The 24,739-nt window shown below is 57.0% G+C and carries 27 protein-coding genes, 1 tRNA gene and 1 pseudogene; 14 read left to right on the top strand and 15 right to left on the bottom strand.

Translation table 11 applies throughout. From position 1 onward, the window contains the following. Position 1: 1 nt before the first annotated feature. The 8 genes from OSC50_RS11170 to OSC50_RS11135 all read right to left on the bottom strand — a co-directional run bounded on the left by OSC50_RS11170 (position 2) and on the right by OSC50_RS11135 (position 7,538). Positions 2–2,002: a phage terminase large subunit family protein gene (locus OSC50_RS11170; RefSeq protein WP_266249551.1), complete on the bottom strand. Its 2,001-nt coding sequence runs from the start codon at positions 2,000–2,002 to the stop codon at positions 2–4. 3 nt (positions 2,003–2,005) lie between these two features. Next, positions 2,006–2,611, bottom strand: a complete 606-nt coding sequence (locus OSC50_RS11165) for a terminase small subunit (RefSeq protein ID WP_266249553.1) — start codon at positions 2,609–2,611, stop codon at positions 2,006–2,008. 206 nt (positions 2,612–2,817) lie between these two features. After that, on the bottom strand, positions 2,818–3,162 hold the full coding sequence (locus tag OSC50_RS11160) for a phage holin family protein (RefSeq protein WP_259284319.1): 345 nt from the start codon (positions 3,160–3,162) through the stop codon (positions 2,818–2,820). 518 nt (positions 3,163–3,680) lie between these two features. Continuing rightward, a complete protein-coding gene (locus OSC50_RS11155) occupies positions 3,681–4,046 on the bottom strand; it encodes a PA0613 family protein (RefSeq protein WP_200623388.1) in 366 nt (121 codons plus the stop codon). Further along, positions 4,039–6,261 (bottom strand): VapE domain-containing protein, encoded by a 2,223-nt coding sequence (locus tag OSC50_RS11150; RefSeq protein WP_259284320.1) that lies wholly within the window; start codon positions 6,259–6,261, stop codon positions 4,039–4,041. Before OSC50_RS11150 ends, OSC50_RS11155 begins: the two co-directional genes overlap by 8 nt. Continuing rightward, entirely contained in the window at positions 6,251–6,478 is a 228-nt protein-coding gene (locus OSC50_RS11145) for a TraR/DksA C4-type zinc finger protein (RefSeq protein WP_259284321.1), read from the bottom strand. The genes OSC50_RS11150 and OSC50_RS11145 overlap by 11 nt, the downstream gene beginning before the upstream one ends. After that, positions 6,471–6,989: a phage regulatory CII family protein gene (locus tag OSC50_RS11140; RefSeq protein ID WP_032889628.1), complete on the bottom strand. Its 519-nt coding sequence runs from the start codon at positions 6,987–6,989 to the stop codon at positions 6,471–6,473. The genes OSC50_RS11145 and OSC50_RS11140 overlap by 8 nt, the downstream gene beginning before the upstream one ends. A 324-nt stretch (positions 6,990–7,313) precedes the next feature. Beyond that, complete coding sequence (locus OSC50_RS11135; protein WP_259285184.1) at positions 7,314–7,538, bottom strand: helix-turn-helix transcriptional regulator; 225 nt, start codon at positions 7,536–7,538, stop codon at positions 7,314–7,316. 105 nt (positions 7,539–7,643) lie between these two features. Here OSC50_RS11135 and OSC50_RS11130 point away from each other — a divergent pair, with 105 nt between their 5' ends. Further along, positions 7,644–8,309, top strand: coding sequence for an XRE family transcriptional regulator (locus OSC50_RS11130; protein WP_266249564.1), 666 nt, complete (start codon positions 7,644–7,646; stop codon positions 8,307–8,309). Positions 8,310–8,318: 9 nt separating this feature from the next. On the opposite strand, the gene OSC50_RS11125 is transcribed toward OSC50_RS11130, so the two are convergent. Beyond that, positions 8,319–8,681, bottom strand: coding sequence for a hypothetical protein (locus OSC50_RS11125; RefSeq protein WP_259284324.1), 363 nt, complete (start codon positions 8,679–8,681; stop codon positions 8,319–8,321). Between the two features lie 351 nt (positions 8,682–9,032). Here OSC50_RS11125 and OSC50_RS11120 point away from each other — a divergent pair, with 351 nt between their 5' ends. The 10 genes and pseudogenes from OSC50_RS11120 (at position 9,033) to OSC50_RS11075 (ending at position 13,583) form a co-directional block, all read left to right on the top strand. Continuing rightward, positions 9,033–9,614, top strand: a complete 582-nt coding sequence (locus tag OSC50_RS11120; protein WP_266249566.1) for a hypothetical protein — start codon at positions 9,033–9,035, stop codon at positions 9,612–9,614. Positions 9,615–9,623: 9 nt separating this feature from the next. Then, positions 9,624–9,908, top strand: a complete 285-nt coding sequence (locus OSC50_RS11115; RefSeq protein ID WP_259284327.1) for a phage antirepressor KilAC domain-containing protein — start codon at positions 9,624–9,626, stop codon at positions 9,906–9,908. Between the two features lie 140 nt (positions 9,909–10,048). Then, complete coding sequence (locus tag OSC50_RS11110) at positions 10,049–10,372, top strand: pyocin activator PrtN family protein (protein WP_200657561.1); 324 nt, start codon at positions 10,049–10,051, stop codon at positions 10,370–10,372. A gap of 1 nt (position 10,373) precedes the next feature. Next, positions 10,374–10,571, top strand: coding sequence for a hypothetical protein (locus tag OSC50_RS11105; protein WP_157943510.1), 198 nt, complete (start codon positions 10,374–10,376; stop codon positions 10,569–10,571). A gap of 52 nt (positions 10,572–10,623) precedes the next feature. Next, positions 10,624–11,022: pseudogene (locus OSC50_RS11100) on the top strand (hypothetical protein); the annotation flags it as partial. A gap of 179 nt (positions 11,023–11,201) precedes the next feature. After that, positions 11,202–11,423, top strand: coding sequence for a hypothetical protein (locus tag OSC50_RS11095; RefSeq protein WP_259284328.1), 222 nt, complete (start codon positions 11,202–11,204; stop codon positions 11,421–11,423). After that, a complete protein-coding gene (locus tag OSC50_RS11090; RefSeq protein WP_266249572.1) occupies positions 11,420–11,962 on the top strand; it encodes a phosphohydrolase in 543 nt (180 codons plus the stop codon). The genes OSC50_RS11095 and OSC50_RS11090 overlap by 4 nt, the downstream gene beginning before the upstream one ends. Next, positions 11,959–12,279: a hypothetical protein gene (locus tag OSC50_RS11085; protein ID WP_259284330.1), complete on the top strand. Its 321-nt coding sequence runs from the start codon at positions 11,959–11,961 to the stop codon at positions 12,277–12,279. The genes OSC50_RS11090 and OSC50_RS11085 overlap by 4 nt, the downstream gene beginning before the upstream one ends. Next, the gene (locus tag OSC50_RS11080; protein WP_259285185.1) at positions 12,279–12,515 is read left to right on the top strand and encodes a DUF4224 domain-containing protein; all 237 of its coding nucleotides are present in this window, start codon (positions 12,279–12,281) and stop codon (positions 12,513–12,515) included. The genes OSC50_RS11085 and OSC50_RS11080 overlap by 1 nt, the downstream gene beginning before the upstream one ends. Before the next feature lie 3 nt (positions 12,516–12,518). Then, entirely contained in the window at positions 12,519–13,583 is a 1,065-nt protein-coding gene (locus OSC50_RS11075) for a tyrosine-type recombinase/integrase (RefSeq protein ID WP_266249573.1), read from the top strand. 186 nt (positions 13,584–13,769) lie between these two features. Here OSC50_RS11075 and OSC50_RS11070 read toward each other — a convergent pair whose 3' ends face one another. The 4 genes from OSC50_RS11070 to pvdQ all read right to left on the bottom strand — a co-directional run bounded on the left by OSC50_RS11070 (position 13,770) and on the right by pvdQ (position 19,661). Further along, a complete protein-coding gene (locus tag OSC50_RS11070; protein WP_266249575.1) occupies positions 13,770–16,001 on the bottom strand; it encodes a UvrD-helicase domain-containing protein in 2,232 nt (743 codons plus the stop codon). Further along, entirely contained in the window at positions 15,998–16,813 is an 816-nt protein-coding gene (locus OSC50_RS11065; protein WP_259284334.1) for a hypothetical protein, read from the bottom strand. Before OSC50_RS11065 ends, OSC50_RS11070 begins: the two co-directional genes overlap by 4 nt. A gap of 278 nt (positions 16,814–17,091) precedes the next feature. Further along, positions 17,092–17,165, bottom strand: a tRNA-Cys gene (locus OSC50_RS11060). 192 nt (positions 17,166–17,357) lie between these two features. Next, positions 17,358–19,661 carry a bifunctional acylase PvdQ gene (pvdQ, locus tag OSC50_RS11055; RefSeq protein ID WP_266249576.1) on the bottom strand — a complete coding sequence of 768 codons (2,304 nt, stop codon included), beginning with the start codon at positions 19,659–19,661 and terminating at the stop codon, positions 17,358–17,360. Positions 19,662–19,874: 213 nt separating this feature from the next. Here pvdQ and OSC50_RS11050 point away from each other — a divergent pair, with 213 nt between their 5' ends. Continuing rightward, complete coding sequence (locus OSC50_RS11050) at positions 19,875–20,255, top strand: fe2+ zn2+ uptake regulation protein (protein WP_266249578.1); 381 nt, start codon at positions 19,875–19,877, stop codon at positions 20,253–20,255. A gap of 1 nt (position 20,256) precedes the next feature. Here the strand turns inward: OSC50_RS11050 and OSC50_RS11045 are convergent, their stop codons facing one another. Beyond that, positions 20,257–20,445, bottom strand: coding sequence for a hypothetical protein (locus OSC50_RS11045; RefSeq protein ID WP_181077789.1), 189 nt, complete (start codon positions 20,443–20,445; stop codon positions 20,257–20,259). A 65-nt stretch (positions 20,446–20,510) separates the two neighbouring features. Further along, complete coding sequence (locus OSC50_RS11040) at positions 20,511–21,458, bottom strand: LysR family transcriptional regulator (RefSeq protein WP_266249580.1); 948 nt, start codon at positions 21,456–21,458, stop codon at positions 20,511–20,513. Between the two features lie 115 nt (positions 21,459–21,573). On the opposite strand from OSC50_RS11040, the gene OSC50_RS11035 reads away from it, so the two are divergent. Together OSC50_RS11035 and OSC50_RS11030 are read left to right on the top strand one after the other, a co-directional pair. Then, positions 21,574–22,569, top strand: coding sequence for an aldo/keto reductase (locus OSC50_RS11035; protein WP_253507864.1), 996 nt, complete (start codon positions 21,574–21,576; stop codon positions 22,567–22,569). Positions 22,570–22,715: 146 nt separating this feature from the next. Then, complete coding sequence (locus OSC50_RS11030) at positions 22,716–24,710, top strand: methyl-accepting chemotaxis protein (RefSeq protein ID WP_181077794.1); 1,995 nt, start codon at positions 22,716–22,718, stop codon at positions 24,708–24,710. Positions 24,711–24,739: the final 29 nt, after the last annotated feature.

Below are 24,739 nucleotides of genomic sequence, written 5' to 3'. Positions count from 1 at the left end.
ATCAGCGTCTCTTCAGGTAACCGCTGGTGGAGCTGCGGCGTTGTGGGGGTGCAGCGGGTCGCGGTTGGGCGACCGGGGCAACCGGTTGCGGCGCCACTTGCGGTGTCGCGGGAGCCTGCTCGGCGACCGTGATACGTTCGGCGGCGACCACCTTTTCATCAAACAAACCGGCCTGGGCCAGCGAGTTCCGTACCCGGTCCCAGTCGTGTTCCTGATACCGGTTGATGCCGAGGTAATGCGCCATCGCCAGGCAATACACCATCAGGTCGAGGGCTTCGTTGCGCTCGGCCTTGCCCTTGATCCACTCGATGCGCTTGTGACCCCGCACGTACTTGGCGACCTTGCGCTCGGCCACGCACTGGGCGAAGAACTCGTCCGGCAGGTCGTTGGCAAAGTGCAGCGCACCTGGGCCGGACTCGAACGGGTAGCGGTTGTAGATCCAGTCCTTTGCGGTGTCGGTACCGACAAACCACAGCTCGGCACCGCCGCGTTCGGTCTGGCCCTTCCAGGTCACATCCACCATGGACGGCCGCTGAGCGATCACCGGCTTACCGGGCTTGCTCGCGCCCTTGATGGCGAAGATGTTGCGCCAGCGCCGCACGCGGCAGAACTGGTAAACCTCGTCGGTGTGGTGACCACCCGAGTCGACGGCAACCGCAAGAATGCCCAGGCCGACACCGCACGGATGCCGGTAGCGCTCTTTCAGCAGTTCATCCAACACCGCCCAAGTGCGTTCGTCCGAAGGGTCACCCGCGATCACACGGTGGTCGATGACCCAGCGCTCCATGCCGACGCCCCAGCCCATCGCCATGAACTCCAAGCGATCAGCCTGCACGTCGACAGCGCCCGTGATCATCATCACGGCGGCGGGCATCGCACCGAGGGAGAACCCTTCCCGGCGCGCCCGCTCGATCAGTACCGATGCCTTGGTCTGCTCTTGCGCGCTGTCCCACACCTTAGCCAGACGGGTGTTGTAGAACACCTGCATGGGTTCAAGGTCGCCTTTGGCCTGGGCCTTTTTCGCCTTCTCGAATTGCTTCGCCAACGACTTCCAGCCCGTCCAACCCAACGGTGAGTACAGCGCGTTGAGGTGGAAGCCGACCGTCTCGCCATCGCCCTTGGCATGGGCGCGCCACTCACCACGGGCAAGCATGTCGCCCTTGTGGTGCTCTTCGATCAGCACGTCGCACTCAGGCCCGGCGCACTCGTAATGCACAACGCTGAAGTCCTGGGAGTAATGCAGCCGCTCCCACTCCAGGGTTTGCATGTGCCCGCAGGTCGGACACGGCACGTAGTAGTAACGCTGGTCGCTGCCCTCGAACAGATCGTCTATGCGCGAGGCGCCCTTGATGGTCGGCGAACTGGAGAAGTAGAACTTGGCATTACGGCCAAAGGTACTGCCCCGCGTTTCTGCCAGCTCGATGGGGTCGCCCTCTTCGCCTACGTCGACTTCCCAGCGGTCGATCTCATCGCCGTACACATAGCGCGCCGACAGCTCGGCCAAGTTGGCCGCAGAGCCGGCGGTGGTGACGTACAGCGAGCCGCCTTCGAACTCCTTGGTGTCCATGGTGTTGCGCGAGTCCCGCGAACGGCTCGCCGCCACACGTTCGCGCAGCACCGGGGTGGCCTTGATAGTCTTGCCGATCCGCGACGACACGCGCTTTGCCAGACCCAGGCTTGGCAGCAGCGTGAGGATGTTCGACGGCACCATGTGGATCAACGCGCCGATCCAGTTCAAGGCGATCTGGGTTTTCATCAGCTGCGAGGCAACCATGGTGACCACACGCTTGCACGGGTGAGCCGGTGACAGGCAACGCATTGGCTCGCGTGCGTAGGGCGTTCGCACGGTGCGATATTTCCCTGGCTCGGCGGCGCCTGTATCACGCGGGATGCGCATGTACTCGTCGGCCCACTCGTCCACCCAGAGGCTGGGGTCTGGACGCAGCCCACGGAAATACGCCTCACGGTACACCTCAGCGCCGTCAGGTTTTTCCGTCTGCATGGGTTAACTCGTAGTGATTAGATCGCGTTCAAGGTCAGCCGAAGACATGCGCTCGGCCTCTTCGAGGGACAGCCGCAGCGCCTTGGTCAGGTGCTGCTCAATTTCCCAAGGGTCGGACATCGCCGCCAGTTCAGGGGCCAGTTGCGGGGGCATGCTGAGCAACTGATCGCGCAGCATGCGTCCGGCGTTGTAAGCCCCGGTGGTGACCGCTTTCATCTCCACCAGCGAGCCCTGCACCTTGTGAAACTCGGCTTCGGCCAGCTGGGCCAGGTAGTATTCGCGGTGTGCGCGCGCCTTCTGGAAGTCGGGTTGCCCGCTCTTCGCGCCAGCAGGCTGCGGCGGCGCAGCCGTGTTAGTCGGCTCGACCATGGGGGACAGTTGGCTGTAAACGTCACGCTGGAGCCGGTCTTGTTGGTGTCGAGCTGCGACAGCGGCCTTGCTGGGGTCGGCGGTTTCGAGGATCAGCGCTTCTGTTGCCAGCACGTCGACCTTCTTGCCATCCGGCGACAGCACCAGGCGGTTGTTGTCTTTCAGCCAGGTGATGTAGCTCGGCGTCCTGCCGATGCGAACCGCGAAAGCGCTTTTAGACAGGAACAGTGAATCCGTCATAAGCCCTCCTTTTCAACGGCTTTTCAATGGAAACCTTTCAATTTCAATGGATTGAATTTCAGTAAGCTGGCAGCCTTGCCGCTAACGCTTTCCCGCGGGTTTCATGCCCCGTGTCCCTCGGATGCCCCCAGGGTCCCCGGCGGCTTTTCGGCGCTTCATCTTGGTGCATATCGCTACAAGCCACGTATTACGTGGCCTCCAGCGCATCACGCCTGACCACCGTCCGAGGGCGGCACATCGCACACGCCCAAACGCTTGGCGGCCCAGCGTTCGTACAGGCCGATGGCGACATCGGCGCCGGCCATCGCGGTGAGGCATCCGATACTTCCCGCTGCCAGGACCGACATGCCTGACGCGTGCAGCAACATCATGGTGGAAAGCCCGCAGACCACGCAGGCCCCGGACCGAAGCAGCAAGCGGCGGACCAGGGACCAGCCGCTTACCCCCGCCTTATCGGCCCGCCATGCCTCGCCGGAAATCCCGCCGACCAGGGACAGTAGGATCACCATCCAGACCGGCATCTCAATAAGCGCTTGCTGCTCGTTCGTCATCGCCCTACCCCATAAACGCAAAAACCCGGCGCAATGGCCGGGTTCAGTGTGGTGGTGTGTCCCGCTGCTTGCGGTCGCACCTATCGAAGATGACTACTTTTTACAGGTGGATTCCGGTGGCAGCAACCCTGTTTTAATGCCACCCGGTGAATGTCTGGTCTACGCCTAGGCAATGTCGGTGAATATCTTTATTTCGGCTTCCAGCGCCTCCGGCGCTGTCCTACCTGCCCCACTATTCAGAAGGGAGGTAGGACAGCTGGAGCCCGCTGAATTCGGGGCCTTGCCCTACTGCCCTACCTCTTTTAACTTTTTCTCGTGTAAAGAGAGAAAACTAAAAAAACGCATGCGCGCCAGCGGCGCGTGATGCGACGCGCTACGCTCATGTGTGCGTCGTGCGATATTAGGTAGGGAGGTAGGACAGGCCACGGAATGCGCGGCCTCCAGCAGTCCTACCTTGCAAACTTGAGGTAGGGCAAGGCCGGACAGTAGGACAGTTGTAGGCGCAAGTGTGCGAAAGGTCACGCAGCCTTCCCCATCAGCATGCCGGCAATGTGCAGGTGCGCTTCATGCAGGCGCTGATAGTAGGTATCGCGACTACACCCACAGTGGGTGTACTTCTGCGACAGGAAGCTTTCGTGGTTGCAGTAGTGTTCACGCACGACGACCGACAGCTGCGGCGGCAAGTGCTTGTTGACGATGAGCTCGATGTCGGCCGATTCATCTAACAGTACCCGACTGCCACGCGTGCCGCGTATCAACTCCCCTTTGCACTCCATCAGCATGGCAATCATGTTGCCGCCACTTGGCCCACTAGAGCCTTCGGGCACTGGCGAATGCAGATCCTGCGCCCAGAGCTTGAGCATTTCATCGATTCGTTTAATCAAAGCAAGGCTCCTCATCCCGTGCGCTATCAACCTGCAGCGCTGATGTATTGCCCCAATGATCTGGCTTCTTGTAGGCATATGGCCGAATACCACTTTTGGGCAACGGCGGCAGTCGCACCTTTCGCCATCCGAGTCGATGCATGATCGCCCCGACACGCATCTGCTCAGGCTTGCCCCAGTGGCCATAATCGAGCTTCAACGCACCAGCCAAAATATCCTCGCCGCTTGCTGTTGCGCCGATCTGAGATTCTTCCAACCACTTGACGACCGGACCTTCCCACTCATCCACGACAAAGCGCGACTCCTGCGCCTCGGCGAATAGTGGAGCCTCATCACGGTTGACCCACCAAATGTCACCGGACTGATAACAGAACATCGCTTCGGCCCAGAGCTGGTCGCGGACTTCGCGCAACTGTTCCAAATCGACTTTGGTACACGCGACAGGCCAGTAACGCCGGTTACCCGTGGCGTCTTTGAGATATTCGTCTTGGTTCGTCGTACCCACAAAAACACACTGGCGTGGCACGTCCATCGTTCTTCGGCCATAGCTCTCGCGATAGGTGTCAGTCGACGCAGAGAAGAACTGCTTCGCCTTGGTCGACTCAGCTTTGTTGAAACTGTCCAGCTCTCCCAGCTCAATGATCCACTTACCCCGGATCGCCTGGAAGCCATCCTTATCACCCAGAGCGAAAGGTGTATCCATAAACCAGGCACCGCCAAGCACAGACATTGCTGTTGATTTACCGGCGCCCTGTGCCCCTTCGAGGATCATCACCGAATCAGCCTTACAACCGGGCTGCATCACGCGCCCGACCGCTGACACCATCCAGCGCTTACCAACCTTCGAACTGTAGTCAGTTGCTTCAACGCCCATGATGTCAGTCAACCATGTAGCCAACCGTGGAACACGGTCCCATTCCAGACCATGGAGGTAATTGCGTACAGGATGGAAGGCATGATCATGGGCAACCACACTAACCGCTTCGATCACGCTGCTGGCCTTGACCCGAAGGTTGTACTGTTGTGCGAGCCACTTCATTACAAGCATGTCGTCGATATCTGCCCAGTCCCCGACACCGCCTCCGTATGGCGCCGCCCGTAACTTGACGATTTTGGAGCTGAAAGCACTGAAGCCGATCACGCCGGCCCAGCGCTCATCGTTGCCGAGGATTAATTCGACGTTCTGCATGTGCGCTATCAGGGAGCCGTTTTCAGTTCGGGCCAATTGGTCTTTCCAACCACCAGCGGCAGGAGGCTTGACCACCGCCAACACCTGGCGGCGGACTGCCTCCAATCCCTCGGCAACATGCAGGTCGTTGAAGTCCGTCCACTTGATCTCGCGCTCGACGGAGAACACAGGGGCGACTACCTGACCACCGACGATCAGCGCGGCGTTGGCGGCCTTCTCCTCACCTGGGTTCCATGGATCACCGTTTGGGCGCTTGGTTTTCCAGTCATCGTCGCGGCAGATGATCAACGGGCAACCGGGGAAACGTTCGCGCATGGCCTTGGAGACCGACAGCAGGTTGCCCGCGTCGAAAGCGATGGCAACAGTAAGCGACGTCGCCATGTGCAGGCTGGCGCCCGTGGCGTAGCCCTCACACACCAGCACCGGTTCGCCGGGCTCAGGGTGCGGGCCGATCAAGTGGAAAGCGCCTTCCTTCGACATACCGTAGGGCCAATACGCTTTGTCGCGCCCGGTGTGCTCTTGCTTCGCGGGGAAGATCACCTGCAGGCCGACGATCTGGTCGCGCACGTTGCACATGGGCACTAAAAATGCGCCTGTACGTGGCGCATAGCGAACCTTAAAGCCTACGATCTGCTTTCGATCCAGGTAGGCGCTCTTACCCTTTTCCGGCATGCGCTTGAACAGTCCGGCAGCACGGTTGGCCGCTCGACGTGACGCGTTGGCAGCGATCTCGGCAGCCTTGCGCTTGGCATCCTCCTGTCGAGCGCGCATGACTTCGCGCTCTTCAGGGCTCATACGACCGGCCTTGACCTTGATCTTCTGGGTTTCGCCGGAGCGCCAGTCACCGAAGCTGCCGAAGATCAGCGTCTCGTTCTTTTCGGTGCGGTGTTCGTGGATGACGTACCAGCCGTTCTTTTCCTTGCCCTTATCCTGGGTGGTTTTGCAGCGGGTGAGCTTTCCGAATACGAGGGGTTGAGCGGGTTCGAGACCGTAGTCTGCGAACTGATTGAGCACGTCATCGAGCATAACGGGAAGCCCTCAGATCATCAGAGGTTTTACACCCAATGCAGAGGGTGCAACCGGGCTGTGCCAAACGGCGCGCCTCAGGAATAGGTTCGTCGCACTCATCACAGAACATCAGAGAGTGCAGTGCCGTGCTGGACATCAGCGCCAGGCGTGCAGCCACAGCTTGATCGATCCGTTCCTGCACCAGGTCATTTGCAAAGTCAGCGATATCAGCCACGTTCCACCCCGCGAGTCGTCTGGTTGACGTAACGGGCGCGGTTGTACATGCCCAACAACCCTTGGATACCTCGAAATACCAACTGGCGAATTTCGGCCAGCTCGCCGTCATCGACCTTGCCGTCGCCAATGTGCTTGGCCCAGGTTTCGGACAAATCCGCAACCTGCCGGAAGAACTGCGCGATCCCCGTGGTGAGGGTTTCAGGCATGTCGTTGGTATACGCCTCGGCCAGCTCCTGCCAGATCGTGTCACCGACAAGACCGTGCACAGCATCGAGAATGCGACGGTCCTTGGTCAGCTCGAGGATTTCGCCGAACTCCTGGATATTGACGGTGTGAGAGGGATGGGTAGGAGACAACTTGTGCTGCAACGTGGTGGCATTGCGGCCGGTGGTGGCGGCGATTGCAGCGGCACCGCCGGGATAGTCCCGTGCGGCGTGGTACAGGGCTAATTCGAGCGTCAGGACTTCCCTTTGCGCTCGATCAACACAGCTTAAAGCTACTCGGCTCATGGCATTAATCCTACTAAGTTGCCAGTGCCCCGCGACATGCAGTGGTGTTACATTTGCCGCGTGGCTTGAAAGGGCCCAAACGCCGGCTAGATCTAGGGATCGAAACCGGCACCGTGCTGAGGCGAACAATCCGTTGCTCACCTCTGGCGCACCAGCTGCCTAATCTGTGGTGGAAAAGGCAGCAACCCAAGACATCCGTGTCTTGGCAGCGCGATAAAGGGAGGTGGTTTGCATGTGGTGTGCCCTCCTACCTTCATCGCGACCCGACAGCACTGTGGTGGTGTGTGCCGGGAGGAACTGGGCGGCCCTTGGGTCGCCTTTTTTCTATGCAGCTTCTGGAACATCATGCTCAGGAGGAAAAACATCATCAAGAGTGCATGTAGTCCCCAATTTATTGAGCGCTACCGTAATGGCACGGCACTCGTACAAGCCAGGAATTCGGGTACCCGACTCGTAATTACTCAGCCGGCTCTGAGACCAACCCAGAGCCCCAGCAAGTGCCGTCTGCTTGATTCCACTACGGTTTCTGAGGGCAGATATCCTATTCATTAGAAGGTTCTCTTCGTGATTCCGAACGGAGACTAACAACGGTTTGTTATTTTTACAACACGTTAAGTCGTAAATCACTTACACAAATCGTGATATTTTCCACATATGGAAACTTTAGGTCAGCGCCTGGCGCGCTATAGAAACGAAGCGAATCTCACGCAGAAAGGCTTGGCCGCAGCCTGTAATTGGCAAAACGGCCAAGGGCGTATCGCAAACTATGAAAAAGATAAGCGCGAACCAAGCCTTGCGGATCTGCGCATGCTTTCGCTTGCCTTGAAAAAACCTCTGATGGACCTTGTCGAAGGCGACGACGATCAAACGAGAAGCACAGCGCCAAAAATTGATGACTACGCTCTGATTCCGCAATATACAGCGCACGGCTCAGCCGGCAACGGGCATCTCAACGACCACGTAGAAATCAAAGGCGGGCTGGTTTTCAGGCGAGACTGGCTCGCCCGTATGGCCTTGAGGGAAAGAAGCCTGCATGTGATTTACGCTAAAGGCCAGAGCATGGAACCCACCATCTGTGACGGCGATGTTGTCCTGCTGGATGAAGCACAAAAAGAGCCGAGAGACCGACGCATTTACGCCATGCTCAAACCTGATGGAGAGCTGATCATCAAGCGCCTAGCGCAGAGCATGACTGGCGGCTGGATCATACGTAGCGATAACGAAGACAAGCGTCAGTACCCAGATGAAGCTGCTAGCGATAATGAAATCGGCCATCTGAAAATCGTCGGTCGCATCGTATGGCACGGCGGGGCACTTTGACCCAAGCCCTCAGCTAGGTGCTACCGAGTTGAGATTGAAGAACGCATAAATCCCTGCCTCAGTGAGATCTCCCAGAGCTATTGCTGCAAGCAGCAACATGCCAATGATGCAAATCTTGGCTCTCCACACCAGGACCATCCCTCCGATCACTCCGGGATAGCGCTTAAGGTATTTGGCAGCAATATTTCGGTATTGCTTACCTCCTCCGAACACACACAACACCACTACAAATAGAAAAAACCACGCAAACGGCTGTGGGTGCGAAAATTGGAGCGAGGTTGCGGAAAGCCCTACCGCGAACAGTCCAGGCACATCATTCGCGAATCTGAAATATCGCTCGGCAATTGCTTCGTCCGGGTCAAGCTCAAACATTTTCCCTCCTAAAAAACTCAACGAATTCAAGTAGAAACAAAAGATACAGCTAGTATCTTTTTGCGCAACTCAAAACGGAACCTCCAAAAACCCAAACAAAAATAACAATTCGTGTTGATCCAAGAAAAACAATATGTGATATTCGCCTAACTCTTCCACCACAGAGCGAGGCAACACCATGCACACCACAGCCACATTGCACGTCCACCCGGCCGCTGCTAACCCCTCCCGCATCTTCGAAATCCGCCGCCTGGCGCAAGACAGCGGCTGCGCCTTCATCGCTTCCAGACCCAAGCTGAAACAGCGCACCGCACCCGCCCCCTTCGACCCAAACGGCGGAGGGCAAGCGGCATGAGCAAGTACAAACTCGACAACCGCACCCTGACCCTGCTTAAGGCCCAGGTCAACTTGACCGAAACCTTCAACCACCTCCTACGCGCCGAGACCCAGCGTGAAGCCCTGGCCTTCCGCCTGAAAGTCGAACGCCGCAAAGTCGACACGCACTTCACTGTTGAGCTGGACAGCGAACGCCACACGCTGACCCTGACCAACAGCAAGAAGATGCACCTCAAGCTTGCGGACTTCATTGAAGAGATCGTCAACGGGCCAGCCACCTCTGCCGACCCATCGTCTCTGCCGCACGCAAACCGCCGCTACGGTGTGTTTGAGATTGAACACAAGCAGCGGGTGTTCGACCTGGTGCAAACCGGTGGAGCCATCAGCCTCGATATGGGCTTTGAGCAACCGATCAACCTGGCAATCCACCGCAACAAAACCCGCGCAGGTATCACCACCATCATGAGCATCGGCGTCAGGAAGCCACGCACCAAGTGCTTCACGGTGTACGGCAGTGACGTGGAGATCTATTCCATGGTGGCCGAATCCATAACTCACCTGGCAGCCGTGGCGACTCCCGCCGCGCATGCAGCCTAGGAGGCAGAGATGGAACGTAGCCTGGATAAAGCCGCCAAGTACTTCGGCCTCACCCGCCCCAAACTGATCTCGCTGATGCGTGACAAGGGCTTGCTCACTGACCGCAACCTACCGGCGTTCCCTGTACGTGACCGGGAATACCTGCGGATCAAGAACGGCAACTGGTACCACGAGACCGCAGGCATGCAATACAGCCAGTCGACCAAGGTCAGGCAAGCCGGCATTCCCTGGCTGGCCGAGCAACTAGGGCTCGAACTGCCAGCCATCCCGGCAGACAACCGTGACGTGGCCTAGGGAGTACGCCCGCCAGATCGTCGCCATGCGCACACGCGCTGAGCGCAACGCCGCGCTCCTCGAAGTGCCGGAGCATCTGCGGGAGCTGACTAAACGCCATTGCCTGAATGCCTGGAATCATCCTCAACGGAAGAAACCCAATGACTGCACACGCTGACCAACAGCCACTAAGACTGCTGCCCGCACCCGATCCGGTGACAGTCGAACTGCTGTACCGGACCTTTGGTGACGTTCTGATCCCGGTGGAAAAGTTGCGCGAACGGTACTTCCGGAACCTCAACGAAGGATCTTTTGCCGACGCAATTACCACAGGCCGAATTCAACTGCCCGTGACAACGCTGGTCAACAGCCGCAAGGCGCCGAAGTACGCTCATATCAAGCATGTGGCCTCGCTAATCGACATTCGCGCCTACAAGGCGGATGAAGATATGCCGCGACCAGAAGCCGTCGAAGACGAGGCGTGACATGTCACTGCTAGATCAATGCCGACACTGCGATACACCGTTGTCTGCCGAAGAACAGGCCAGCCGACTGTGTGATGAGTGCAGCTACTTTGCCGCCGACTATCAGCGCTACGACGCCCTCCGAGAGGAGGGTTACATGCCCTATCAGGCCAAACTGATGTGTGGCCTGGCAGATCCACCAGATCCAGACGACGAATAACCCAATCAATCGGCTGCCACCACCAGCCAAAACACCACCAGGAGCACACCACATGACTGCAATTCAAATCTGCGCATTGATCAGCATCATTTTCGCAGCCGCGATCCTTTATTGGGTCGGCTATCGAGGGGGCTTGATTGATGGTCGCATCGAAGGCATCGATGAAGGCAAGGCTATTCAGCAATCAGATAGCTCGGGCGCCATCCGGGACTTGGAGTTATCGCTTGAGCAAGCCCAGACTCACCACAAGCAACTATTTGCCCACTACACGCGGGCATTGGATGCATCGAAGTTGGGGGAGCCAACTCGCAAAACTCTATTGGATATCGCCGAAAAGCTGCGTATCGCAGCCGAGACATTCAGCGCGTTCCGCACCGGCAAGAAGCTCGAACGTGACTCGCTAGCTCTGCGCGACCAAGCACTCGCCATGGCGGCGTTACTAGATCCAGCAGCACCAAAGCTGGAACCGACCCCAGCAAATAGCTCAATCACTGAGCCCCAAGGCCGATGGGTTATAGAGCGAGGGCCAACCGAAGCAATGTGCCCTGAAGAAGCCCGCAAAGCACTGCTATTTTTTCGAACCGAAGCGGAACTTCATACCCGAAACCAAAAAGCAGTCGGCGGTGACGTATGAGCCGCGCCATTCCGATGCTGCGCCTAACGCCCCAGGCCGCCGGCACACTGCAACAGCAACATGCAAAGGCCACCAAGGATCTTCGCGCCCTGACCCGCTACAGCAAAGAGTTCGACCGCCAGTTGAAAGCACTGATCGGCTACGAAGCTCTGCGCCAATTGCACAAGGCAACCGAAAACACCCTGCTGCTGGCCGATCTCGTGAAGGAGGCCGCATGAACTGCATCCTCACCCATACCGGCAAGCGCTTTGACCTGTACGAGCCTGACGCAGGCATGATCGACCCACGGGACATCTCGCACTCGCTCGCACACCTATGCCGCTTCAACGGCCACACCCGCGAGTTCTACAGCGTGGCCCAACACAGCTGCATCGTCGCCGAGCTGGTGCCGGAAGAACACAAGCTCGCGGCCTTGCTTCACGACGCAGCCGAGGCGTACCTGGGCGACATCACCCGGCCACTCAAGCAGTGGATGCCCGACTACCGAGGCTTCGAGGACGTGATCTGGATGCGTGTGTGTGAGCGCTTCGACCTGGCCCTTGATCTCCCTGCCAGCGTGCATCATGCCGACCTGATTGCACTGGCAACCGAACGACGCGACCTGATGCCGAGCGATCCGGCTATCTGGGATTGCTTGATCGGCATAGAACCCATGGTTGAAATCATCCGCCCATGGCCCGCCGCAGAAGCCCGACTCACCTACCACCAGCGGCTGATGGACCAACTCGCTATCGAACACCGGAGGAAAGCGGCATGAAGAACCGCCAGGACAACGCCAGTGCCCTGCCCGCTTTGCTTCGCACTGCAGGTAGCGTCGACACGCTAGAAACAAACAGCTTCTGCTGCGTAGCAGCAGGCATTATTGCTCCTCCCAATACCACCGCCGAAGCACTTATACCCCACGAAAAGCTGCGCGGGGCAGCCCTCGCTGCTGCAACGCTAAACGCTCAAGAACGCGCGCGCGCGCAGCCTTATGTGGGGTACACGCAGACTTCTGACACTATCGAATTGCCCCTGGAGGGGAAAACAGGTCGACATGATGGGCAGGCAGACTTAATCGGGAGAGCCGCATGATGGAATTCCAAAGCGAAACCCTGGCCGACGAAGAACTGGCAAGCATCACCGGCTATCAGATCCCGTCCAAGCAAATCCAATGGTTGACCGATAACCACTGGGAGTTTGTTCTGACTGGCGCTCGCCGCCCGATAGTAGGTCGGGTTTATGCCCGACTGAAACTGTCAGGTGTCAAACCTTCCGCTGCTAATGTCTTGACTGAAACCTGGTCGCTCGACCTCGCAAGTGTGAGCTGACTAATGCGCCAGAAAAGTACAGCCAATCGAGATCTGCCGCCACGTATGATACGGCGTATTCGCAAAGGTAAGACTGGAAAGACTTGGACATCGTATTACTACGACGGAAGGACTGCCGACGGGAAGCGAAAGGAAATCCCACTTGGTACAGACCTCGACCAGGCCAAAGTGGAGTGGGCCAGACTGGAACGCAAGACACCACCGAAGCCCAATCATCTGATGAGCTATGTATTTGATCGCTACGAAAAGGAAATCATCCCGAGCAAGTCGATTCGCACCCAGTCGGACAATCGCAAAGAACTCAAGCAACTCAGAAGAGCATTTGAGAGCGCCCCCATTGAGTCGATCACGCCTCAAGTAGTAGCGCAGTACCGTGACGCCAGGACAGCCAAGGTGAGGGCCAACCGTGAGATCGCCTTGCTCTCCCATGCATTTACCATTGCACGCGAATGGGGGCTGACTGACAAAGCAAACCCTTGCTTTGGCGTTCGCCGCAACAAGGAAAAGCCACGAGACTATTATGCCGGTGAAACCGTATGGAACGCGGTATACGCGGAAGCGGTACAGGAGCTCAAGGATGCGATGGACCTTGCCTACCTGACTGGCCAACGTCCCGCCGATGTGCTCAAGATTGCAGCAACCGACTTGAACAATGGCTTTTTGCTGATTGGCCAGGGCAAGACCGAAAAACGTCTCCGTCTTCGTTTGGAGGATGCCGGAATCCAATCCGGCCTGAGTAGCTTTATCGACGACCTGCAAGAACGCAGAGCCGTCAATGGAATCCGCACGTCAACTTTGATAACAAACGCGTCCGGACTTCGGATGAGCCAGCAGATGCTGCGTAATCGGTGGGACGACGCACGAGAGAAGGCAGCAATCAAAGCCTCAGCTGATGGTGATCCCGCGCTGGCAACGAGCATTCGTCAGTTTCAGTTCAAGGATATTCGGCCAAAAGCAGCCAGCGAGATCGAGCTTACACACGCAAGTCGATTGTTGGGGCATTCAACCGAGGAAATTACCAAGAGGGTATATCGTAGAGTTGGTGAAGTCGTTAAGCCTACGAGATAATTGCTGTCCATCGAGAATAACTCACAGGAAATTACGCACCACATACTGGATGGCAATATTCAATTAAAATTTTCAAATTAGCTCTCTCACCACAAGAAGCATGAAGTTGCTGCAACTTACGAATCAAACCACGTTAAGTAGCGCGCAACTCATGCTTTCTAATTAGTAATACGCGTGTAATTTGGCCTATCGAGCTGTACCCTCAAGGGATCCATTGCCAAATGCTGGGATTAGGAGCTCGCTAGCCCCACGGCTTGAACTTCCCACAATTGTGACACCAAATTTTGCCCTAGTTATAGCTACATACAACCGATTGTATGATGCATGCTTAATAAAGTGCCTGGCATTAGCAGTACGCTCGTCAGAAATTGGAAAATTACCGCGATCGCAACCGATAATCACCACGCCATCGAATTCAAGCCCACCCACATAATCAATTCCTGCTATTAAGTACTTGCCACCTCTTTCACCCCTTTTCTGAGAGGCACTATCCCCTCGCTTAAGGATGAATTCACATGGTTTATTGCTTTCAACAACAAGCCTGCGCAACTCAGATAACAGAATCTCGTTGCATGGTATTATGCAAATTTTTGATTTTGTACTTTTAATTCTCTCCGCCAATGCGTCAACTTCTTTAAACGCCATCGCAAGGACACTAGCATCATCAACATAAGAAACCCATATTGGAAAAGAACATCTTGCCTCATCGACTTGCGTAAATGAACTTTCAGAGTTATCGAGCGGATTTTCTAGAGTAGTAAAAAAACCAGATCCCGCAGAAAGCACGGTAAAAGCTAGCCGTATAATATCCGGCGATGAACGAAACACAGTCTTAAGCTCGCTATTATTACCAGCTTGAAAAAACGAATCCAGCTGCTCATTAGAAAGCGAGGAATTTGCTAGCGATTGGCTTCTATCAATAGAATATGTGACATTAGTTAAGGCGGAATCCTTAAGAATATGATGAATAACTGACAGCTCATTCAGATTAAATAAATGAGTCTCATCGATAAACACAAAATCATAGCCTTCTTTATTTTTCCGCCTGCGCCATATTGGAGAGTCAAGCTGATTTAATGCACTAATTACTACGTCATCGCTGTCAAAATTACCCACGCTTTCAAGCTTGTCTTGATAGCGTCTGTAAATTGAAAAAATGCACTCTGCATCCTGATCATTATGCACAGGCAACGCATGGATAGAGTAATCGAGCTTCTTATATGCATCGATATTCTGACTAGCTCGACCCTTTATTATTTCGGCTATTTCGTGCATTAAGGACGCCAACACAGGAGAGCGATCATCGCCTTCAAAGAACGCCGCTAGATCCTTTGAGATAAACTTATTAAACGTCCCAAAATCCTCATCCAAAAACTCTATCAAACACTCTTCAACAAGCATCAACTGGTATGTCTTAGAGCTCTCTGCATCTTTGTCCAAAAGCTCGCTTTCATCTATCTGGCCACCTACTTTTTCAAGGCACCATTCTTGCAGAGTAAACACAGCAATTGGGCACCGTGCGTTAATTTCTTCGACTTGATCCTGGGTCAGATTCGCAAGGACTATCTCACGAACCTGCTCTTTTGTAGCTGCGCTATGAGTGACAAACATAAGCTTTTTCCCAGAGTACTCCGGAAGCAAAGCCGTTTGAATGCATTTTAATATCAGACAGAGTGTTTTTCCGGTACCGGCAGCACCTTCAATTCTAGACGCGCCAAAATGTTCGGAAAGGACAAACTCTTTTTGATTAACGGTTAATAGTTTTTTCCACTTATCAAAACCAATTCGCGGATCCATGGGCGAAAATCCGCTCTCAAGAGCAGATATCAGGACGGGTGAATTAGCTAAAGATATAGCCGCTTTGTTTTCACGAGCCTTGACCTGCTTCACCTCTTCTAAAAACTTTCTAAAGTTAGTATAGGATGGCTGCGCGTTAACCTCCGTCTTAGTATAAGCAAATGCTAACAAATGTTTTCCATTTCGCTTTTCTTGTCGTTTGCTATCTGGCTTTTTATCTATTACTACTCTGCTGTAACCGCTATAAAAAGGATGCGGAAATAAAATGATAAATCCGGACTCTTGATTATTTTTCTCTGCACCACCAAAAGGAATGTTATCCCATGACTTGATTGCAGTGCGGAGAGTTTTTTGAAAAATAATCAGTGACTCGTCGTCGCCATTGCTGCCAAACCCACTGAATAACTCAAGATCAAAAATCAAGCATTCTTCATTTAGTATATCTGATGTAAGAATCAAACCGTTAGGGGCTTTAAAACTCGGAATAAGCTGTCCAATTTCTTCGGCCTCGCCCTTGAGTACCTTGACTAACTGGCGCGCATCCTCGTACTCAGTACTTTGTAGCTGACGAGTATTAACAATATCAATCGCCGTTTTCTTTTCAATAGCCAAATATTTCATAAGGCGGCCTCCATTGCCAGCTTCTCTTTAATTTCTATTGATGGGTCATCCACTCCAATCCTAGAGTAGAGCGCAGAAAATCGCTGCAATATGAGTTCGATATATGGTGATCGGACGTTACACATCACATATGACATTTCACCGTCCATTGGAGTTATGCAGTCATATTCTAGAGGGTGGTCCAATACTAACTTATGATCCAAACCCTCCGCTATACCTAAGGCTGCGGGTCGCTGTATAGAGCTTGGCTCGCTTAGAATTGCGACATACGACCCTAAGCTTAAATCTCCATTTTGATAATCAACCACGTTATCAATCAAAAATACACCCTCAATCTTATTTGAAATGAGGTCATCAGTTTTTGATCGAATAGACTTCGGGGTAAGGACAGTCTTATCATAAACTCCAGACTCCAACATCTCATCTACTCGCTGTAGCTCTTTAAGTTTTTGAAAGTAGCCTGAATATGCTTTCGTCCCTTGCAATAGTTCAGCAGCTTTTTCAGCCCCAAATACACTTACCGATGACGGCTGATGATTATTTTGTTTTAGGATATTTTGCATGGCGCTTATCAACGCTGCTCGCTGCTCACAAAACAACTTTGGAATCAAATAAAAATCAACCCAGGCCTTGACCTTCACAAGGGGTATATAGATATACCTGCTTTGTTTATTTTGAGCTAAATCACATCGAGCAGATATAAATAAGCCAAGAACATCTGTATGAAAATCCTGACATTTTGCATGATTGAAGATACTTCCTTGAGTAACAGACCTTAATCGAGGTGCTTGCACCATTTCCCTAAACGACATGGCAAAAAAATCCCTTTCTTAGCGCTAAATCTGCGAGAGGGCTACGCTACGACTAATCTCAACTCCTGTCCATTGGATTGCTGCCACACCCAAAATATAGCGGCCTAATCATTAGCAAGCTAATCCTGGCCTGTACACTTCCAGGAAGCATCTCCCCGGTTCTTAGGTACCTCTAAAAATTGGAACTTGTGGAAGCGATTCAAAAAGTTGCGGAAGCGATGACTAAATCGCAGGCAATAAAAAACCCCGTAGACGTTAATCTACGGGGTTTCTAAGAGTGGAGGCCGAGGTCGGAATCGAACCGGCGTAGGCGGATTTGCAATCCGCTGCATAACCATTTTGCTACTCGGCCTCAAACGATCAATGCCCTTAGTGCTGGCACTCACCGCATGCAAACTTGAGTGGGCTACGTGAAGCCTGCCTCTACTCTAACTCATTGAATACATTGAAGTTTTTAAAGCTTCTATGCGTTCGATGGGCGCCATTATGTACTCATTTGCCGGGGCCTGCAACCCCTTGATTTCAAAAATATTTCGTCCTGGCATCAAGGAGTTGCGGGGCTGGAGGACTCCTGGATGACCTGCTGGCGGTACTGCGGGTCGGCGTGGATCTGGGCCTCGGTGAACGGTAGCGGGCTGAGGGTTTTGCCGGAGAATGCCTGGGTCTGGTCCTTGAAATAGGGAGAGGCCGGATTGCTGGATTGGGAGAACGCCAGCAGGCCTTCGGCATGGGGCCCCTGGTCGTCGAAGGTGACGATTTGCAGGTAGCTGCTGCCGCTGACCACTTCACGCTCGCCGTCGGCGCGAGGCACGCTTTGCATGGCGTTGTAGATCCCCAGTTCCTGCGGGCCGCCGTGGATCGGGGTTTGCCCGGAGAGCTGCACATCCCCCCAGGTGCTGGTGGCGCTCAGCCCGCGCTTGGCGACATCGGCAGTGGAGGCCAGCATGGCGGCGCGCAGCGCGTTGGCTACCGGTGCGCGATCAATGGCCAGGCCGCGTGGGGTGGTGAGCGGTTGGGCCGGGTCGAATGCCACGCGCCAGGCGTCGGGCATCGGCTGCAGGTGGTTCATCAGGTTGATGAAGTGCACCAGGCCCACGCCGCTGTCTAGATTGGCGTGGCGGTCCCAATTCTTCAGGCTGGTACACAGGGGTTGCAAGGCCTGCGCATCTGCCGCGAGGCGCTTGGCGCAGAACTCAAGCAGATCCGGCATGACCTGGCCGGCCAGGTACACCTCGTTATCCATCACCATGTTGCGCAGGTCGGCCACGCCTATCGGGCGATTACCCAGGCTGTGCAGACGCTGCAGGGCGAAGCGCGCACGCGGACCGAGGCCGATGCGGTCCTGGCTGATCAGCGGCGAGAAGCCCGTCAACGGCGCCTGCGGGTTGGCCAGCCAGGCTGAGTCATTGGAATGCTGGACGTAGTCGCTGCGTTGCAACTGCGGCAGTTGGTCGGCGGGGAATATTCCCGGCTGGGCGGCATCCGGGTCGACCTCCCAGGCGCAGGCGCTGTGGGCGCCGTCCAGCACAATCATCTGCAAACCGGCGCGTGGGTCGCTGCAGCTGGCCAACTTGGCCGCGCTGACGTTAGGCACCACCGACAGGTTCATGTACAGGCTCTGGCCCTGGTCATCGGCGGCCACGGTGTTGACCCACGGGATGCCTTGCAAGGTCTGCACCGACGTTTGCAGCGCCTTGAGGCTGGTGGCGCGGTTCATGGCGTACCACTGCTGCAGCACGCGGTCGTTACCCAGGTTGGCGTCGCGCAGGCTGAAGGCGTAATGCGCATCCCAGTCGAGCTTGCCGGGCCATTGCACCACCGGGCCGAATTGCGAGCTGTAGAGGGTGTGACTCACCTCTTTGACGCTGCCGTCGGCCTGCTTGACCTTGACCGTCACTGCGGTTTTATCCAGAGGGATCGATTGACCGTCGAGCAGATAGCGCGTGGCGTCCTTGGGGTCCAGGGTCAAGCGGTAGAGGGTGAAGTGCTTGGACGTGTCGACCGTATGGGTCCATGCCACATGCTGGTTGAAACCGACATTGATCACCGGCAACCCCGGCAACGCGGCCCCCATGACATCAAGCTGGCCGGGAATGGTCAGGTGCATCTCATAAAAGCGCATACCGCCGACCCACGGGAAATGCGGGTTGGCCAACAACATGCCGCGCCCGTTGAACGATCGGTCGCGCCCCACCGCTACCGCGTTGCTGCCGCGATCCAGGCTGAAACGTTGTTGTTGCGCAGCGGCCACTGCAAAGGCCTTGGCGTCGGGCTGTACTGCGGCGCTGGCGTTGGGCGGCGTCGCGCCCACCAGCGCCTCGGCGAATTGGCCGACACCGCCTTCGACCAACAGACGCCGCGTCAACTTGACCAGATCGCCGGCCACCAATGGCCTGACCCACTCGCCGTGGCATTGGGCCGGCGCGCCGTGTTCTTGCAGGTAACGGTTATAGCCCGCGACATAACCTTCAATGCGCTGCTGGATCTGTGGGCTCTGCGCCGTCCAGAACGCGGTCACGGCGGCCGGTGTGTTCAACCAGTTGAAGAACACATCGCTGGCCAGGTTGTTGCGTTCTTCCAGGGTCGACTGGTCCGGGCCGAAGTAGCGCGCGCGCTCACCGTTGACCGTCACCACCTCGTTAGCCAACAGGCACAGGTTGTCCTGGGCATAGGCGTAACCGATGCCGTAGCCCAGGCCACGCTCATCGTTGGCGCGGATATGCGGCACGCCGAAACCGGTACGCTGGATCTGCGCCTGCGTCACCTGCTCGCGCGCCGACACGGCCAGGCTGGCGCCCAGCAACACTGCGAGCGCACATACCCTGGACAACTTGTTGTTAATAATCACACCGACTCCGCCGTCAAATGAACGTCTTCACGCGGGGCAACCACCCCACCGTAAGGACGCACATCGATGCGCGGAATTTAGCCCGCAGAGTGTGACAAAACCGATACCGACGAAATTTCTACATCCCGCGCTTCATGATTTCACCGGCTCGTTCGTCTTATTGAATAAGAGCGCCATCATTTTCCTGATCAGGCTCTGATAAGGAGTTTTTGCATGTACAACCCGCAAGTGCCCACGGACGGACATCTCTCGGCCGCCGACGCCAAGTTCGGCAATGGCACCCCGGCCTACGACAAGACGCCGGAGCAGCAAGGCAACCAACGAATTCGTTATCTGCTCAAGTGTTTCGGCCTGCGCACCAGCCTGATTCGGCTGAAGGTCATCGACGCCCTGCTCACCGCCGCCGACAACCAGCGCAGCCTCGGCGTACGCGGTGTGCACAGCCATCTGCTGGCACTGGGCATTCCGTTGTCGTTTCTCAGCGTGCGTGAAGTACTCAAGCGGCTGTGCAGCGAGGGCGTGATCACCCTCAATGCGGATAAAAGCTACAGCCTCCATGAAGACGCCGCCAAGGTGCTCGACAGCCGCATCTGATTCAGGGCTTGACCTTGCGCCGCATGATGCCGTTGAGCACCACCACAACCACCGCGACTACGATGGCGATGGTCTGGAACGCCTTCTCGCTGATCACGCCGGTGCTCTGCAGGTACGACAGGCCAAACATGGTCGCCAGTACCGCCAGAACGATCAGAATCGAGTATTTCAAACGTTGCTTGTGAGTCATGACAAGTTCCTGGACCTGAAAAATGAAAGGCGCTGACCGGCCACGATCGGCGCAGGCCGGCTATGTTACAGGCGATGCAACGCTTTGGCTTGCCCCGGCGGCTCGCGCAGCAGGCCGGTGCCCGGCCCGGCACACAGTTCAACCAGCCAGTCGACGAACACCCGCACCCGCAACGATAACTGGCGATGGGGCGGGTACAGCGCCGTCAGGGCCATCTTTGGCACAGCCACCTGGGGCAGGACTTCCACCAGGCGGCCCTCGGCCAGTTGCCGCACCGCGTGGTAATACGGGGCCTGTATCAAGCCGTAGCCGGCTTCGCACGCGGCGAAGTAACCGTCGGAGCTATTGACCACCACCCGCTTGGGCAGATCCAGCGCACGCACATCGTTGCCAACCTGAAACTCCAGGCCGAAGCGCTTGCCACTGGCGCTGGAGACATACTCGACCATGTGATGACCGGCCAGGTCGTCAAGATCGGCGGGCATGCCGGTACGTTCCAGGTACGCCGGGCTCGCCAGGGTCAACTGGTCCATCAGCGCCAGCGGCCGCGACACCAACGACTCATCCAGCGCCGCGCCGCCGCGCAACACGCAGTCCACGCCTTCGCGGATCAAATCCACGGGGCGGTCGTTCAAGCCGATATCCAGCTCGATCTGCGGGTAGCGCGCGGTGAAGGCCGGCAGCGCCGGAATCACAATCAAGCGGCCGATGCCGGAGGGCATGTCCACACTTAAAATGCCGCGAGGGTTCTGTCGGCGTGTGGAAAACACCGCCTCGGTTTCCTCCAGGTCCGTCAGCAATTGCACGCAGCGCTGGTAGTACGCCGTGCCGTCCGGGGTTGGGCTGACCTGCCGCGTGGTGCGTTGCAGCAGCTGCACGCCCAGGTGCGCTTCCAACTGCTTGATCAGGATCGTCACCGACGCGCGCGGCAGTTGCAGGCTATCGGCGGCTTTGGCGAAGCCGCCCAGTTCGACGATTCGCGTGAATACGCGCATGGCATTGAAGCGATCCAAGGAAATTCCTCGCCGATTATTTAGAAATTACAAACAGTGATAGCGCTTTTAGCCTGTTTATCTTGTTTTTGTCGAGGATAACAATGGCGCCCTACCCCATCCAGGAGCAGCACCGATGCAAACCCGTCAACTTGGCACCCACGGCCCCCTCGTCTCCGCTATTGGCCTGGGCTGCATGGGCATGAGCGATTTCTACAGTCCCGGCAGCGACACCCGCGAAGCCACCGCCACCCTGCACCGCGCCCTGGAACTGGGCATCAACTTCTTCGACACGGCGGACATGTATGGCCCGCATACCAATGAGCAGTTGCTCGGCAAAGCGTTCGCCGGCAAACGCGACCAGGTGTTCCTGGCCAGCAAATTCGGCATCATCCGCGACCCGGCCACCCCCGCCTCGCGCGGCGTGGACGGCAGCCCCGAATACATCCGGGCCTCCATCGACGGCACCTTGCAACGCCTGGGCGTGGAAACCCTCGACCTCTATTACCAGCACCGCATTGACCCGCAGGTGACCATCGAAGAAAGCGTCGGCGCCATGGCCGAGCTGGTCAAACAGGGCAAGGTGCGTTACCTCGGCCTCAGCGAAGCCTCCGCCGCCACTTTGGAGCGGGCCCATAAAATCCATCCGATCAGCGCGCTGCAAAGCGAATATTCACTCTGGAGCCGCGACCAGGAAAGCAACGGCTGCCTGCAGGCCTGCCAGCGCCTGGGGATCGCATTCGTGCCCTACAGCCCGCTGGGGCGGGGCTTTCTGACCGGCGCACTGCGCAGTCCGGACGACTTCAGCGCCGACGACTATCGCCGCTCCAACCCACGATTCCAGGGCGACAACTTCACGAAAAACCTGCAATTGGTCGAACACGTGCGCAGCCTGGCCGCGGACAAGGGCGTGAGCGCCGGGCAACTGGCCTTGGCCTGGGTGCTGGCCCAAGGCGATTTCATCATTCCGATCCCCGGTACCAAGCAGCGGCGCTATCTGGAAGAAAACGCGGCGGCGGTGGCCGTTGTGCTGAGCCCGTCAGAGCTGGCGACGCTGGATGCGATTTTCCCGGCCGATGCAACCGCCGGCCTGCGCTACCCCGAGGCCGTGATGGCGATGCTGGATATCTGACACCGCCGACCAGGAAGCACCGTTGCTGAGCGGTGCTTCGACTTTTCTTGCACCATCGTACCTAAAGCTCCTACCCGCCTCGCCGATACCCCTACGAAGCTCCAAGAAAGCCGCGTCGACAATAAACGCTTCGTAAGGACGATCCCATGCCCCCACTGCGCTCCATTCAAGCCCGCTATACCCTGTTTCTGGTGTTGTTCGTCCTGGTGTTATTCGTGTTGACGATCGTCGGCATCGGCCAATTGGTCGCGCCCACGTTGCGCCATACCGAAGAACAGGTGGTCCTCAACCGCATCGACGAAGTGGCGAAAACCATCCAGGGCGAACTGAACAAGGTTCAGGCCCAGCAACGCAGCATTACCCAGACCATTGCGCTGCTGGACAGCGATGCCATCGACAAAGTCCTGCCTGGCCTGGTTGACCAGTACGGCGAGCTCAAAGTGTTCGGCGGCGGCATCTGGCCGCTGCCCAACCAGCGTACGCCGGGGCGCAATAAGCACAGCACGTTCTGGCACCGCGATGCCTCCGGCAAGTTGGCGGTCAACACCTTCTGGAACAGCGACCCTGCCCCTAACTATTACGACCAGAGCTGGTACAAAGGCGGCCTGGCCTCGCCGCGCGGTCAATGCGCCTGGGCCGCCGCTTATAAAGACGATGCCAGCCAGGAGCCGCGCACCAACTGCGCCATGGCGATCCAGCGCGATGGCGCGGCCTACGGCGTGGCCACCATCGACGTGACACTCGGCTTCTTCAACGAGCTGGTGGCCAGCAAGGAAAAAGACATCAGCGGGCAAATGCTGATTGTGGAAGGCGACGGCAAGATCATCAGCAACAGCACGCGACTGAACAGCCCAGTGGTGTTGAAGAACATCAGCGAACTCACCGCCACCTCGGCGTTCGCCAGCCAGGTCAGCAAGGCGCTCGCCCATCGCGACCAGGGTTTGCAGCGCAGTGAATTCGACAACGGCGGCGTCGCCAGCACCTTCTATATGCGCCCCATCGAAGGCACCCCGTGGTTCCTCGCCACGGCCCTGCCCACTTCCTTGATCACCGCCCAGCGTGACGACGTACTCGGCACCCTGGCGCTGCTGCAGATCCCCATGGTGTTGCTGCTGGTGCTGCTGGCCGCGTATGCGATCCGCAAGCTGGTGCAGCGCATGAAGACGCTCAAAGCCAACATAGACGCGCTGTCCACCGGCGATGCCGACCTGACCAGGCGCATCACCATTCGCGCCGAAGACGAACTGGGCGCCATTGGCCATTCGGTCAATCGTTTCATCGTGTACCTGCAAAACATGATTGGCGAAGTCACCCAGGCCACGGCGGCCATGTCCACCGGCCTTGAGCAACTGCAGCGCACGTCGGCGCAGACCAACCAGATCCTGGTACGGCATGCCTCGGAAACCGATCAGACCGTCACCGCCATTACCGAGATGAGTTCCACCGCCGACACCGTTGCGCAGAACGCTGCCGAAACGGCCGCGTTCACCCAGCGCGCCAACGAACATGCCGACCGCTCGCGCGTGGTGGTGGGCGAAGCGTCCAGCAGCGTCGGTGCCCTGATCGGTGAAGTCGCCAGCGCCACGCACACCGTGGAAAACATGCGCCAGGACGCCGCGCGTATCACCGAGACCCTTGAGGTGATCGGCGCAATCGCCGGCCAGACCAACCTGCTGGCCCTCAACGCCGCCATCGAAGCCGCGCGGGCCGGCGAGCAGGGCCGTGGCTTCGCGGTGGTAGCAGACGAAGTACGCGCCCTCGCCGCACGCACCCAGGCCAGTACCTCGCAGATCAACGAGATGCTTACGCGCCTGACCACCGGGGTAAACTCGTCGGTCGCCGCCATGGAAAACACCCAGGCCAGTTGCCAATCAGCGGCGGATGCCACCGCGCGGGTTAACACCGGACTGGATGAGATGGCCGGCTCGGTCAGCCATATCAACAACCTCAGCACCCAGATCGCCACGGCCGCCGAGCAGCAAAGCGCGGTGACCGAAGAGATCAACCGCAGCATGGTGCAGATCCGACAAATGGTTGAGGCCTTGGTGCAGAGCGGCCATGCCACCGAAAACAATACCCAGAGCCTGCTGGAGGCCAATGGTCGAGTCATCAGCCTGATGAGCCGTTTCAAGGTGCGTTGATCCTGCCCTGAACACTCCCGTGCAAAGCG

Origin of the sequence: Pseudomonas quebecensis, assembly GCF_026410085.1 — a bacterium.
Lineage (GTDB): Bacteria > Pseudomonadota > Gammaproteobacteria > Pseudomonadales > Pseudomonadaceae > Aquipseudomonas > Aquipseudomonas quebecensis.
This window is presented reverse-complemented; position numbering and strand designations above follow the sequence as displayed.

Bases quoted from the DNA above. Each gene is read 5' to 3' on its own strand.
- OSC50_RS11070 (WP_266249575.1), bottom strand. From the start codon at position 16,001: ATGAAATATTTGGCTATTGAAAAGAAAACGGCGATTGATATTGTTAAT.
- OSC50_RS11080 (WP_259285185.1), top strand. From the start codon at position 12,279: ATGGAATTCCAAAGCGAAACCCTGGCCGACGAAGAACTGGCAAGCATC.
- OSC50_RS11115 (WP_259284327.1), top strand. From the start codon at position 9,624: ATGGAACGTAGCCTGGATAAAGCCGCCAAGTACTTCGGCCTCACCCGC.
- OSC50_RS11130 (WP_266249564.1), top strand. From the start codon at position 7,644: ATGGAAACTTTAGGTCAGCGCCTGGCGCGCTATAGAAACGAAGCGAAT.
- OSC50_RS11170 (WP_266249551.1), bottom strand. From the start codon at position 2,002: ATGCAGACGGAAAAACCTGACGGCGCTGAGGTGTACCGTGAGGCGTAT.
- OSC50_RS11160 (WP_259284319.1), bottom strand. From the start codon at position 3,162: ATGACGAACGAGCAGCAAGCGCTTATTGAGATGCCGGTCTGGATGGTG.
- OSC50_RS11050 (WP_266249578.1), top strand. From the start codon at position 19,875: ATGTACAACCCGCAAGTGCCCACGGACGGACATCTCTCGGCCGCCGAC.
- OSC50_RS11065 (WP_259284334.1), bottom strand. From the start codon at position 16,813: ATGTCGTTTAGGGAAATGGTGCAAGCACCTCGATTAAGGTCTGTTACT.
- OSC50_RS11120 (WP_266249566.1), top strand. From the start codon at position 9,033: ATGAGCAAGTACAAACTCGACAACCGCACCCTGACCCTGCTTAAGGCC.
- OSC50_RS11075 (WP_266249573.1), top strand. From the start codon at position 12,519: ATGCGCCAGAAAAGTACAGCCAATCGAGATCTGCCGCCACGTATGATA.
- OSC50_RS11045 (WP_181077789.1), bottom strand. From the start codon at position 20,445: ATGACTCACAAGCAACGTTTGAAATACTCGATTCTGATCGTTCTGGCG.
- OSC50_RS11095 (WP_259284328.1), top strand. From the start codon at position 11,202: ATGAGCCGCGCCATTCCGATGCTGCGCCTAACGCCCCAGGCCGCCGGC.
- OSC50_RS11085 (WP_259284330.1), top strand. From the start codon at position 11,959: ATGAAGAACCGCCAGGACAACGCCAGTGCCCTGCCCGCTTTGCTTCGC.
- OSC50_RS11035 (WP_253507864.1), top strand. From the start codon at position 21,574: ATGCAAACCCGTCAACTTGGCACCCACGGCCCCCTCGTCTCCGCTATT.
- OSC50_RS11030 (WP_181077794.1), top strand. From the start codon at position 22,716: ATGCCCCCACTGCGCTCCATTCAAGCCCGCTATACCCTGTTTCTGGTG.
- OSC50_RS11110 (WP_200657561.1), top strand. From the start codon at position 10,049: ATGACTGCACACGCTGACCAACAGCCACTAAGACTGCTGCCCGCACCC.
- OSC50_RS11125 (WP_259284324.1), bottom strand. From the start codon at position 8,681: ATGTTTGAGCTTGACCCGGACGAAGCAATTGCCGAGCGATATTTCAGA.
- OSC50_RS11140 (WP_032889628.1), bottom strand. From the start codon at position 6,989: ATGAGCCGAGTAGCTTTAAGCTGTGTTGATCGAGCGCAAAGGGAAGTC.
- OSC50_RS11165 (WP_266249553.1), bottom strand. From the start codon at position 2,611: ATGACGGATTCACTGTTCCTGTCTAAAAGCGCTTTCGCGGTTCGCATC.
- OSC50_RS11105 (WP_157943510.1), top strand. From the start codon at position 10,374: ATGTCACTGCTAGATCAATGCCGACACTGCGATACACCGTTGTCTGCC.
- OSC50_RS11150 (WP_259284320.1), bottom strand. From the start codon at position 6,261: ATGCTCGATGACGTGCTCAATCAGTTCGCAGACTACGGTCTCGAACCC.
- OSC50_RS11135 (WP_259285184.1), bottom strand. From the start codon at position 7,538: ATGAATAGGATATCTGCCCTCAGAAACCGTAGTGGAATCAAGCAGACG.
- OSC50_RS11090 (WP_266249572.1), top strand. From the start codon at position 11,420: ATGAACTGCATCCTCACCCATACCGGCAAGCGCTTTGACCTGTACGAG.